This window comes from Mycolicibacterium fallax (assembly GCF_010726955.1).
GTDB classification, from domain to species: domain Bacteria; phylum Actinomycetota; class Actinomycetes; order Mycobacteriales; family Mycobacteriaceae; genus Mycobacterium; species Mycobacterium fallax.
The window spans coordinates 3,409,591-3,421,905 of sequence record NZ_AP022603.1 but is presented as its reverse complement, the minus strand read 5'-3'; the positions used below and the strand labels follow the sequence as shown (position 1 = coordinate 3,421,905).

The window sequence follows — 12,315 nt, the reverse complement described above, 5'->3', positions numbered from 1 at the left end:
GACGTCCTCCAATGTTCACGGTGTCCACATGCTAATGTTCACAACGTACACTTCATTCGGCGAGGGAGTCAAGACGGGATATCACCACGGCAGCCTGGCCGCCGCACTCATCGAGGCCGGACTGGAACTCACCCGGGCCGGCGGGCCCGACGCGCTGACCATCCGCGCCGCGACCCGACTGGCCGGGGTGTCGCCCAACGCCGCCTACCGGCACTTCGCCGACCGCGACGCCCTGCTGGCCGCGGTGTCGCTCGCCATCCAGGACCGGATGGTGGCACAGATGGGGTCGGCGCGGCCCGCCGCGGCGCCCACCGGCCGGGAACTGCTGCGCGCGGTCGGGCTGGGCTACATCCGGTTCGCGCTGGCCGAACCCGGCTGGTTCACCGTGGCGTTCTTCGCCGCGCCCAGCGAAACCGCCCGGGCCGCACCGTTTCTGGCGCTGCAGCAGGCACTGGACGCGATGGTCACCGGCGGCGAGCTCAGCCGAGACCGCCGCACCGATGCGGAATGGCCGTGCTGGTCGGCGGTGCACGGCTTCGCCGGGCTGGCACTGCAGGGACCGCTGCGCGGCGCCGACCCGGCCACCCTGGAACGGCTCGCCGAGCGCGCCGTCGACGACATCATCGCCGGGGCGACTCGAAGTGCTGGTAGTCCTTCGGATCCGTCCAGTCCCCGCCCCAGCTCCAGCCCCGGTCGGTGAACGCCCGGACCGCGTCGTCGCCGCCGATCAGCGTGCCGGGGTGGCGCCGGTTGCGGTCCACATACTCCGCGGCGGTGGCCGGTTCCAGCCGGCCGGACTTCGAAATGTACGGATTCACCAGCGGATTGAGGTCGATGGCCCGGCCATAGGCGTGCAGCGACCAGCTGTCCGAGCCCGGGATGCCGCGGCAGTTGAACGCCGAGGTGTTGTTGTCCCGCATGGACAGTTCGTCCTCGGCGTTCGGGTACCGCTCGACGGTGCGGATCCGCTCGATCGGGTATTTCACCGCGAGCAGCTCGGCGAAGATCTGCCGGACCTGCGGCACCAGCGACCGGTGCACGATCAGCGCGCCGCGGTGGATCTTGCCGTCGTAGCCGAGGTGCTCGACCTCGACCCGGCGCAGCTCGCCGGGACCGACCGGGCAGCCGGCGTGCCAGCTCGGTCCCAGCTCCGCGGCACTGACCGGGGTCCCGTCGGGCGCCGGGGTGGCCGCCGGCGGCGGGGCCGGGGTGGGCGCCGGGGGCGCCGGGGCCGGGCCGGAGCCGCAGCCCGCGAGCAGCACCGCCGCCGCCAGCACGGCGGCGCCGGTGCGTGCCCGGGTGATCGGCCTAGAGCCGTTCGATGATGGTGACGTTGGCGGTGCCGCCGCCCTCGCACATGGTCTGCAGACCGTAGCGGCCACCGGTGCGCTCCAGGGTGTTGAGCATGGTGGTGAACAGCTTGGCGCCGGTGGCGCCGAGCGGGTGGCCCAGCGCGATCGCGCCGCCGTTGGGGTTGACCCGGGCCGGGTCGGCGCCGGTGTCCTTGAGCCAGGCCATCACCACCGGCGCGAACGCCTCGTTGATCTCGACGGTGTCGATGTCCTCGATCGACAGGCCGGTCTTCTCCAGCGCGTACCGGGTGGCCGGGATCGGGCCGGTCAGCATCCGCACCGGGTCGGCGCCGCGGGTGCTGATGTGATGGATCCGGGCCCGCGGGGTCAGCCCGTGCTCGCGCACCGCCCGCTCGGAGGCCAGCAGCACCGCGGCCGACCCGTCGGAGATCTGGCTGGCCATCGCGGCGGTCAGCCGGCCGCCGTCGACCAGGGTCTTGAGCCCGGCCAGCTTCTCCAGGCTGGATTCCCGCGGCCCCTCATCGACCCGGAAGGTCCCGCCGTCGGTCTCCACCGGCAGGATCTCGGCCTCGAAGTTGCCGGCCTTGATGGCGGCGAAGGCCCGGTTGTGGCTCTCCAGGGCGAAGCGCTCCATGTCCTCGCGGGACAGCTCCCACTCCTGCGCGATCATCTCCGAGCCGCGGAACTGCGAGATCTCCTGGTCGCCGTAGCGCTGCAGCCACAGCTTGGATTCGTTCGTCGGGGAGGTGAAGCCGAACTGCTCGCCGACGATCATCGCCGAGGAGATCGGGATCTGGCTCATGTTCTGCATGCCGCCGGCCACGATCAGGTCCGCGGTGCCCGACATGATCGCCTGGGCGCCAAAGGAAATCGCCTGCTGGCTGGATCCGCACTGGCGGTCCACGGTGACCCCGGGGACCTCCTCGGGGAATCCGGCGGCCAGCCAGGACAGCCGGGCGATGTTGCCGGCCTGCCCGCCGAGCGCGTCCACGCAGCCGGCGATGACGTCGTCGACGGCCGCGGGGTCGACGTCGACGCGGCCCAGCAGGCCCTGCCAGGCCAGCGCGCCGAGGTCGACCGGGTGCACCCCCGAGAGCGCGCCGCCGCGCTTTCCAACCGCGGTGCGCACCGCGTCAACGACATAGGCCTGTGCAGTCATATCCGAACTCCTTACCGGTGTGCCGAATCCGCGTCGGTGATGCCACCGAGCACGATGTCGAGATACTGACGGCCGACCTGTTCGGCGGTCAGCGGGCCCCCGGGCCGGTACCAGCGCACCGACACCCAGGTGGTGTCACGAATGAAGCGGTAGACCAGGTCGACGTCGATGTCGGCGCGGAACTCGCCCGCCGCGATGCCCTCGCGCAGCAGCCCGACCCACATCTCGCGCTGCTCCCGGTTGCGCTCGTCGACGAAGGCGAACCGCGGTTGGCCGGACAGCCGCTTGGCCTCGTCCTGGTAGATGACCACCTCGGCGTGGTGGTGCTCGATGGCCTCGAAGGACGCCAGGAACAGTCCGCGCAGCCGGGCCAGCGGGTTGGTCTCGGTGGCCAGGATCTCCCGGTAGCGGGTGAACAGCCAGTTCAGGAAGGTGCCGAGCACCTCCTCGACCATCTGTTCCTTGGAGGAGAAGTGGTGATACAGGCTGCCGGAGAGGATGCCCGCGGCGTCGGCGATGTCGCGCACCGTGGTGGCCTTGAGCCCCCGCTCGGCGAACATGGCCGCGGCGAGCTCGAGCAGCTCCTCGCGCCGGGTCGGCTCCTTCTCCACCCGGCCAGGATAGCAACCAAGCGCTTGCTAGGTCCATTGCGGTGAGGCCGCGCTACAGCACCCCGAACCCGGAGGTCACCCAGCGCAGCGGGTCGGCGCAGCGGAACGGCGCGATGCCCTTCGGGTTGAGCCGGTTGCCGACCGGCGGCTGGCCCAGCGCCGAGACCACGAAGTAGCGGACCGGCAGCTGCGCCCCGCTGGCCGGGTTCTCCACCGCGGTCATGATCGACCCGCCGTGCAGCCGCTGCAGCAGGCTGCGCACCTCCTCGTGCAGCAACTGCCCGTCGGCCTCGTCGTAGCTGCGGCTGGAGGAACTGTCCCGCATGAACGCCGCGCCCGGATTCGACATCACCTGACTCCAGGCCGAACCCTCCACCTCCGAAAGCACCCGCAGCGCATCGAATTTCGACAGGATCACCGCCAGCCGGGGCCGGCCGTCGCCCACCGCGAGCAGCAGATTCGACAGCACCGAGCGGGGGTCGCCGCCGCTGAAGGACTGCGCGGGCAGCAGATCGTGCAGCTGGTCGCGGATCACCTGCACCCGCAGCGGGTCGAACATGAAGAACACCGCGTCGGCGTTGGTGAAGAACCGGAAGTGCGGGGCGGACAGGTTGCCGGCCTCCAGGTCCTCCCCGGCCACGTCGCGCAGCACCACGAACCGGCGCAGCCCGTGCCAGGACCCGATGCTGTAGACCAGCGGCTCACGCTGGCCGGAGGCCTGAGTGTGCGCGGCCGGGGTCGGCGGGATCAGGCCGCGCTGCTCGAACAGCGGACGCTCATAGATGCTGGCGTAGGCGCTGGCGGTGGCCTGGGTGGCCGGCTCCATCGACACCCCGAGCCGCTCGCACAGCAGTTCCAGCTGCTTGATCAGCACCGCCACGTACAGGCTCTTGCCGGTGGCGCGCGCCCCGGCCATCGCGATGCAGATCGCCTGGCCGCCGCGCCAGCCGATCGGCAAGGTGAACCGGCAGACCGGGCAGATCTCCACCACCGGGGCGTTCAGCGCGCGGCTGGCCTCCTCCGCGCTGGCCGGCAGCGGACCGGCGTAGCCGGGCGGCCGGTTCACCACGTGAATCGGCCCGCAGTCGACGTCGGCGCCGTGATAGGCCGAGCCCACCGGGTCCCGGTAGCGCTGCCCGGGCACATTGTCCGGCACCGTCCAGGCGTAGGCGTTGTCGTCGATGATGGAGAAGCACCGCGGGCACTTGGTCACCGGACCCGGGATCATGTCAGCACCGCCAGCAGCCCGGCCGCCAACCGGTCCAGCGTGGCCGGGTCCTCGGCCAGCGCCCGGTCCGCGGCACCGCCCGACGGCGGCGGGACCAGCACCGGTCCGAGCTGCGCGCAGCGCGGGTCACCGGTGATCCGCAGCACCGGCAGCCGGCCCACCGGCACGTCCCGGGCGTCGGTGACGGCGATGGTGCGCACCCCCGAAGGCAGCGCCGACCAGCGCGCGCCGGCCGACCAGCGCACCTGGGTGCCGGCCACCGCGGCGGCCAGCTCGGCGGCCGGCGCCCGCACCGCGGCGGTCCGCGAGCCCACCAGCAGCACGTCGACGTCGCCGATGCCGGCCACGTCGGCCACCCCGACGATGACGTCGACGGCGGCGGCCACGCTGCCGTCGGTGAAGGCGGGCAGCATCGAGGCCGAGGTGTCCACCGCGATGGTCAGCGACCCCGAGCGCGGCCGCTGCCGGGCGCCACCGGCCCGGCGCGCGGCGGTCCGGGCCATCGCGGCCAACGGCCCCAGCGGACTGTCGGCGACCGCCCGCACCGCCACCTCGACGCGCGGGCCGGCCGGTGTCAGCGCGGCCAGCTCCATCGCTCCGGCGCCGGACACATCGACCGGGTCGAAACCGATCTGGACCGGGTCGAGGTCGGACTGGTTGTCCGGGCCGATGCTCAGGTGCACCACGGTGCCGTGCCCGAAGGTCGGCGCACCGACCGGCTCCACCCCGATGGTGACCGGGCCGGACATCGCCGGCAGCACCGCCAGGTGCGCGTTGACCCGGACCACATTGGCCGACGGCTCGACGTACAGCGCGGCGCCGCTGACCGAGCCGCTGATCGACACCGCCAGCGGCTGATTGGGAATCTCAACCCGAGCGGTGCGGGCCCCCAGCAGGTAAATCGGCATCATCTGCTCCCATTCGTCCCGGACAGGTTCTTGCTGACCAGCCGTCGGCACCGGCGCAGGTCGTTGTCGCCGGTGATCCGGGCCACCGCGGCGGCGACGGCCTCCGGATCGGCACGGTCGGACAGCCGCGGCCCGAGTGCGCCCAGCACCGGGCCGACGCCGGGTTCGGAATGCCCGTTCTCGGCCGACAGCAGCACCGCGGCCAGCACACCGTCGGCCTCGATGGTCCCCGATGCGACCAGCTGCTCCACCTGGTAGGCGGTCTCGGCGGTCAGCATCGGGTCGATCTGCGCGCTCGCCAGCAGCGCGGGCGGCCGAGCCCCGGCGGTCGCGGCGAGCACCGCGATCAGCAGCAGCCGGGCGACGAAGTCGCGGCCGAGCGCCGGCCCGAGGGCGGCGGCCTCGGTGTCCCAGAACGGGGTGTAGGCGGCGAAGTGGCTGCCCAGGTAGCCGTTGCCGATCCACTCGGCCGGGCTCAGGCCCCACACCGCCGCGCAGGCCACCGCCCGGTCGTCGGCACCGGCGCCGATCACCCGGCCGGCCAGTTCCACCGTGTCGGGTCCGGCCGTGGCCGTCAGCAGCGTCGCCGCGGTGACCGCCCCGGGGAACGGTCCGCGCGGGCCGACCGCGGCCAGCAGCGCCGCCGGTTCCCACGGCTCGGTCCCGGCGATCGGCTCCAGCCGGTCGGCGCCGGCGCCGCGGCGGGCCAGCCACCAGTAGGCCAACTGCCGGTCACCGAGCGCGTCCGATCCGGTGCCCAGCGCCCGCAGCGCGTGCACGACGGCGGCGATCCACACCGGGTGGCCCGGATCGGCGGCCGCCGCGGCGACCACGGTGGGCCGCTCGCAGGCCTCGGCCAGCCAGTCCAGCACCCGCGGGTGCAGCCGCGGCACCCCGCCGTCGGACTTGCCGAACAGCCGCTGCGCCAGCGCCCGTCGCACCCCCGAACCGACCGGGCCGGGCAACCGGGCGATCAGCTCGGGGCCGCGCTCGGGGTCGGCAAGCAGACCGGCCAGGTCGGCGTCGAGCACCGGTCCGGTCAGCGCGCCCAGCCCGACCGAGCCCAGCAGGTCGACCGCGCGCAGCAGCCGGGCCGGGCCCGCCGCGCGCAGCGCCGCCAGCCGGGCCGACAGCTCGGTGCGCACCGCCGGGTCCAGGGTGGCCGCCTCCAGTCGGCAGGCCGGCACCGGCAGCGCGGCCGGCCGATCCAGCCAGTCGGTGTCCGCGCAGGCCCGGGTCAGGTACACCGCGGTCAGGGCCTGGGCCAGGCCGCCGGTGGCCGCGCAGGCCGCCCGCGCGGCGTCCTCGGTGCTGACCCCGGCGCGGCGGCTGACCTCGTCGGCGACCAGCCGGCCGACCTCCGGACTGGCGGCCAGCTGCGGCGGGGACCACTCGGCGATCACCGCGCGGGCCTCGGCGGCGGCGTCGGCGAACTCCTCGCGGGCCAGCACCGCCATCGCCATCGGCAGCGCCGGGTGCAGGCCGTCGTCGTCGACCCGGGAGGCCACGTCGTCGATCGCGTCGAGCAGCACCGCCGCCTCCACCGGATCGATCAGCGCGACCTGCGCCATCACCGACCATTCGGTGACCGGCACCTCCCGGCCGCGGGCGGTGCGGTGCGGCTGGCCGCCGAGTTCGCCGAGCGACACCGGCTCGGACTCCCCGATCAGCACCAGGTCACGCTCGGTGATGGCGTCCAGGTCGGACTCCGGCACCGCGATCAGATGCTCGGCGCGCTGGGACAGCTCGGTGGCCCGGTCGAAGGTGCTGAACCCGAACCGGGCGGCGGTGCCGGCCGACATCAGGTAGCTGACCAGCCCGATCCACCGCGCGGCGGTGTCCGGCGACGCGGCGCCCAGCACCACGGTGGAGTTGGTCCGCATCGCCGCGAGCACCGCGTCGAGCAGCACGCACAGCGTGCCCAGCCGCCACACGTCGGTGGCGCAGGCGAAGTCCAGCACGGTCTGCGCGGTGATTGCGGTGCCCACCCCGGGTTCCCGGGCCGGCAGCACGGCGGCGCCGACGGCGGCCGGGCCGTAGGGGGTCAGCCAGTCCGCCGAGCGCCAGCGCTCGATCGGCCGGATCGCGGTCGGGGCGGGGGTGCGGTCCAGCAGCACGTGCGCGAACACGTTGCCGGGCCGGCCGGTGCTGTCGGTGCCGGCGGCCACGGTGTGCCAGTAGCCGGCACCCGACTCGACCGGGCGGTAGCACAGCCGCCGCGGCAGCTCGGCGATCTGCTCGGGCGACGGGTAGGTCGGCACACCGCCCACCGGGTTCAAGGTGGTGTGCACGTTGGCGACCAGCAGCCGCTGCTCCGGCTCGGTGATCCGGCCGAGCACCTGCTTGACCTGCCAGCCGCCGGCGGTGCCGGGGGCGTCGAAGGAGGTGTAGGTCAGCTGGGCGAAGCGCTCCGGCGCCGTCACTGCGGTACCGGTCCGGGGCGCAGCCGCAGCGCGTCGACGTGCGGATCCAGCAGCGCCAGCCGGCGCAGCCGGTCCGGGCTGAGGTCGGCGAACAGCCGGATCCAGCCCAGCCGCCCGGACACGTCGCCGCCCCAGGTCTCGGTGCTGCCCGCGGCGCTCAACGACGACCACTGGAAGGCCTTGACCCGGCCCGAGGTGGGCCGCCCGGCGGCGTCCAGCTGGCACATGTCGATGGCGGTTCCGTCGTTGGCGGCCAACGGGATTCGGTCCGGGTTGTGCACCAGCACGAACGGTGGCGAGCCGGCCGCGTCGTTCTCGGCGCGGATCCGCACCGCCGCGGTCATCGGCATGCCGTCCGGCCCGGCGAGCACCCGCACGTCGTACCACAGCCGCAGCAGGCCGCCGTAGTCCACCGACGCGGGCGCGCCGAGCACCGGCCGCCCGCCGGTGTAGGCGACCGGCACCAGGTGCAGCGAGCAGCCGCGGTGCGGCAGCTCGTTGACGAAGTGCTTGCCGCCCTCCTTCTCGTAGTCGGCCAGCGAGATCTCGTAGCTGCGGCCGTTCAGGCCCTGGCGCGGGTCGTGGCCGCGCGGCGCGATGAAGATCCGCACCGAGGCCGCGCCCTGCGGCCAGTCGAAGGTCAGCACCTGCTTGTTGCAGTACTCCACCAGCGACACGTCGCTGATCAGCCCGGTGCGCACCGAGGATTCCGGCCGGCCGAGCCGGGCCCGGCCGTCCAGCACGGTGACCGGGGTGAAGTAGGCGCGGTGCCAGTCCGCCGGCCACGGCACCCCGGACATCCGGGCGTGCCGCACCCCCGCCGGGTCGACGGTTTCGGTGATCGGATGGCTGAGCTGCGCGGCGTGGGTCAGCCCGACGTGCTCCAGGGCGCCCTCGTCGAGCTCGTTGCGGGCCGCGTCGGCGTTCGGCGGCTCGGCGGTCCGGTACACCCGCACCTCGCCGAACGCGGGCGCGGTCCAGGACAGGTCGAAGGCCACCCCGCCGGCGCGCTCGGCGTGCGTGGTCAGCGCCAGGTCCTCGACCGGCAGCAGCACCGCGGAGACCCGGACCTCGGCCTGCACGTAGTCCGACAGCCGGACCACGCCGTCGACGTCGACCTCGCAGCGCAGTTGGTAGACGTAGCGGCGGCCGCGTTCGGCGTCGTCGTCGACGAAGCCGGTGAGGTTCGGGCCGTCGGCCAGGATCCGGAACGCCGGGCCGGACCGGGCGGCGAGCTCGACCGGCACCCGGTAGATGTGCACCGCGGCCACCCCGGGCGGCACCTGCCATTTGCCGATGACCCGGCCGGAGTCCTCCCGGATCTCGAAGTCCGACAGGGTGCCGACCAGCACGCCCGCGGCGTGCAGCACCGGCTGGGCGGCCAGCGCGGCGTCCCGGTCCCGGCCGGCGTTGACCCATACCTGCAGGTGCCGCAGCGCCCCGGTCACCGGCCGGGGATCGCGCACGCTGGTCGCGGCGGTGGCGGTGATCTGGTGGCCGTGGTCCGGGGAGTAGCCGCGGCCCTCGTCGCTGCTGATCACCCGGTAGACGACGTAGCCGCCCGGCGCCGCCGCGAACGGCGGCCAGGACAGCTCCACCCCGGCGCCCTCCCGGGCCCGGCGCAGCGACACCGGCGCCACCTCGTGGTCGGTGCGGACGAACTGGAACGGCGCGAACCCGGACTGCGGGACGGCGTGCGCCCCGCCGGTCGCGCCGCCGGTCGGGGCCAGGGTGCGGACCACCTGGGTGGCGTCCGGGCCCGGGCCGGCCGGCGGCGCGGCCGACGGGCCGTCGGCCTCCCGCAGCACCCGGGCCATTTCCTCGGCGTGCTCGGCTACCGGGCCGGGCAGCATCGCCCGGAGCTGCTCGGCGGCGGTGCGCCCGGAGCGCAGCACCAGCCGGATGTGCGCCTCCTTGAACGACGCCGCGGTCACCGTGCCCGCCGCGATCAGCCCGTCGCGCCAGCGCAGCAGGGCCGCCAGCCTCGGGTCGGCGTCGGACTGATTGGGTTCGGTCATCGCTAGAACACCATCGAGTCGGCCGGCGGCAGGTCGTCGTCGCCGGGCTTGGGCAGCCGCATCTGGGTGGTCTTCTCGAACTGGATGGAGTCCGCGCCCTGGGCGAACATGGCGAAGTCGTAGGTCGGCAGCCCGTCGCCGACCTGGACCACCACCGCGCGGTACTCCAGGCCCGCCCGGTCCACGTCGGACTCGTCGTAGGCCACCGTGGAGCGGCCCGCGGTGCTGGCCGTCGCGGTGAACAGCGAGGCGTCGAACGGTGCCGGCACCGAGGTGCGCGGGGTGAGCAGTCCGGCGCTGAACTCGCTGGGCGACACCCGGGCCCCGGTCGACGGGTTGAGCACGCCCGCGGTCAGCGTCTCGGCGATCCCGCTGGCCGGGTCGTCGAACATCGCCTGCACCCGGGACCACAGCGCGCTGGCGCCCTCGGACTTCACCGTGCCGGTGGCCACCGCATACGACCAGCCGTCCAGCGCCGAGCCGGTGCCGACACCGGGCATCCGGAACAGCGAGGTCGGCTCGTCGCGCACCTGGCGGGCCACCCCGGCGAGCATCTGCTCCCACGGCCCGGACAGCCAGCCGATGCCGTAGAGCTGCTGCTGCAGCCCGTGCGCGGTGGCCTCGGCGTCGCCGTCGGCGGGCGCCGCGATGCCGATCTGGGTGGATCGGGGCAGCCCGTCGACGATGTGCCTGCGGCGCGGCCGCGGCGGCTGGACCGGCCCGAACGGGGTGCGCAGCACCTCGCCGAGCACCCGGTTCCAGGCCATCAGCTGCCCGTAGGCCGCCGACAGCCGGCCGACGTCGGTGACCGCGGCGCGCAGGTTGAACTGCATCGCCTCCAGTTCGCTCATCTGCGATTTGCGCAGGTTGAGTTCGGCGAACAGGTGCCGCTGACTGACGATGAACAGGATCAGCGAGGCGACGAAGTACAGCACCACCACGATGCCGCCGACCGTCAGGGCAAACTTCCAGCTGACCCAGCTCAGGGCGGCCATGCCCAGCAGCAGGATCAGCGCGGCGAACACCGTCCAGCCGGCGGTCCGGATGATGGTGGCGATGGTCTGCTGACGGGCGCGCAGTTTCTCGTCGATGCCGACCCGCTCGGCGGCCTCCCGGATCTGGCCGACCAGGGTGGTCACCTCGCCGCGGGCCCGGCCCAGGAAGTCGGCCAGGATGGTGCCGACCTGGCCGGCGTAGCTGCGGCCGGTCGCGCCCTGCCAGTGGTGCAGCTGCTCGTGGGCGTGCCGGGCCTCGACGCCGGCGGCCGGATCGCTGAAGGAGGCCTCCAGCCGGCCGCGCAGGTCCGTCGCGCCGAGCACGTCGCCGCCGGCCACGCTGGGGATGCCGACGACGGCGGCCAGCGAGGCGGGCACCCCGGTGAAGGCGTCGGCGGCCGCGGGCACCACGTCGGCGGCGCTGGAGAGCACCCCGACCGCCGCGCCGACCGCGATCGGTTCCATCCCGGCGGTGCGACGCCCGCCGTCGGCCAGCGTCAGGGCACCGTTGACGTAGTCGTTCCACACGCTCGACAGGTCGGACTGGGCGATCTGGGTGGCGCCGCCGGCCGCGTCGAGCACCGAGGCGATCTCCTCGGCGCCGCGGCCGATGTCGGCCCAGCTGGCCAGCTTGGCGTTGGCGACGACCTCGAACGCCGAATTGTCCTTGCCGAACACCGCGTGCTGCACGGTGGTGGCGACCACCGACTGCACCGAGCCGAGCATGCCCTGCAGCCAGGCGGCCGGCGCGTTGCGCAGCGCCGCGCCGAGGAAGGACAGGAAGGTCTTCAGCGCCTCCCACGGCGAGACCGCCTCGGTCTCCCGGGCGGCGACCTCGACCCGGTTGCCGCGCAGCACGTCGCGGTGCTTGGTCCACAGCCCGCGGGCCAGCGTCTGGGTGGCCAGCGCGACGTCCTGCACGTACACCACCGGGCTGGTGGTGGAGCGCGGCAGCGGCAGCCGCCCGGCCGAGTCGAACAACTGCATCCGCAGCTGGTCCTCCACGCCCGCGGCGTCCAGTTCGCGGTAGTAGGCGCGCACCGCGCGCAGGGTGTGGCCGGGCAGGATCGCCATCTCGTCGAACACCGAGCGGTCGATGCCGTGCCACAGCCCGCAGGCCGCCGCGACCACCGGGGTGACGTGGGTGGCCACGTCCAGCGGGTCGGTGAGCCGGTCGAGCACCACCGAGCCGAGGGTCGGTCCGGCCGAATCCTCCGGGGCCACCAGCAGGTTGTGCCAGCCCTCCAGCACCAGCGCCGGGTCGTAGCCGCGGGCCTCGGCCGAACCGCGGGTGAACAGCAACCGCAGCAGGGTGATCGGGGTGCCGACCACCGCGGCCCGGACCGCCTGCTCCAGGGCCTGCTCGGCGGTGACGTGCGCGCGGGCGTCGGCCGGCGCGTCGGCCGGCACCAGCACCGCGACCCGGACCCGCCGGTACCGCTGCTCGGTCAGCACCTGCTGCAGCACAACGGGATTCGAGCGGCCACCGCGGACGTGGGTGGCCGGCACCGAGGTGCGGCCGAGGTCGGCCGGGTCGACCCAGACGAACGGGTCGGCCAACTCGACCGCGGCGTAGTCGGTCAGCACCGAGACGATCTCGGTGGCCTCACCGCGCGGCACCAGCAGGACGGTGATGGCATCCGGTCCGGAGTTGGTCATG

The 12,315-nt window shown here is 74.0% G+C and carries 9 protein-coding genes; 1 reads left to right on the top strand and 8 read right to left on the bottom strand.

Going from position 1 to position 12,315, the window contains the following annotated elements; all coding sequences use genetic code 11:
- The first annotated feature begins 34 nt into the window (after positions 1-34).
- The gene (locus G6N10_RS16340; protein WP_085096628.1) at positions 35-700 is read left to right on the top strand and encodes a TetR/AcrR family transcriptional regulator; all 666 of its coding nucleotides are present in this window, start codon (positions 35-37) and stop codon (positions 698-700) included.
- On the opposite strand, the gene G6N10_RS16335 is transcribed toward G6N10_RS16340, so the two are convergent.
- Genes G6N10_RS16335 through G6N10_RS16300 form a run of 8 tightly spaced genes read right to left on the bottom strand, consistent with a single transcriptional unit; the run spans position 621 to position 12,314 of the window.
- Positions 621-1,304 (bottom strand): M15 family metallopeptidase, encoded by a 684-nt coding sequence (locus G6N10_RS16335; RefSeq protein ID WP_234810574.1) that lies wholly within the window; start codon positions 1,302-1,304, stop codon positions 621-623. The two genes, G6N10_RS16340 and G6N10_RS16335, sit on opposite strands and share 80 nt — an antisense overlap.
- Before the next feature lie 4 nt (positions 1,305-1,308).
- Entirely contained in the window at positions 1,309-2,472 is a 1,164-nt protein-coding gene (fadA6, locus tag G6N10_RS16330) for a steroid 3-ketoacyl-CoA thiolase FadA6 (protein ID WP_085096631.1), read from the bottom strand.
- Positions 2,473-2,483: 11 nt separating this feature from the next.
- Positions 2,484-3,083 (bottom strand): TetR family transcriptional regulator KstR2, encoded by a 600-nt coding sequence (gene kstR2 / locus G6N10_RS16325; RefSeq protein WP_085096634.1) that lies wholly within the window; start codon positions 3,081-3,083, stop codon positions 2,484-2,486.
- Positions 3,084-3,135: 52 nt separating this feature from the next.
- A complete protein-coding gene (locus tag G6N10_RS16320; RefSeq protein WP_085096796.1) occupies positions 3,136-4,296 on the bottom strand; it encodes a hypothetical protein in 1,161 nt (386 codons plus the stop codon).
- A gap of 11 nt (positions 4,297-4,307) precedes the next feature.
- Positions 4,308-5,219, bottom strand: coding sequence for a hypothetical protein (locus G6N10_RS16315; protein WP_133055146.1), 912 nt, complete (start codon positions 5,217-5,219; stop codon positions 4,308-4,310).
- Entirely contained in the window at positions 5,219-7,642 is a 2,424-nt protein-coding gene (locus tag G6N10_RS16310) for a GAP1-N2 domain-containing protein (protein WP_085096640.1), read from the bottom strand. Before G6N10_RS16310 ends, G6N10_RS16315 begins: the two co-directional genes overlap by 1 nt.
- Positions 7,639-9,660: a SaeA-related protein gene (locus tag G6N10_RS16305; protein WP_085096643.1), complete on the bottom strand. Its 2,022-nt coding sequence runs from the start codon at positions 9,658-9,660 to the stop codon at positions 7,639-7,641. Before G6N10_RS16305 ends, G6N10_RS16310 begins: the two co-directional genes overlap by 4 nt.
- Before the next feature lie 2 nt (positions 9,661-9,662).
- Positions 9,663-12,314 (bottom strand): hypothetical protein, encoded by a 2,652-nt coding sequence (locus tag G6N10_RS16300; RefSeq protein WP_085096647.1) that lies wholly within the window; start codon positions 12,312-12,314, stop codon positions 9,663-9,665.
- Between the last annotated feature and the right edge of the window lies 1 nt (position 12,315).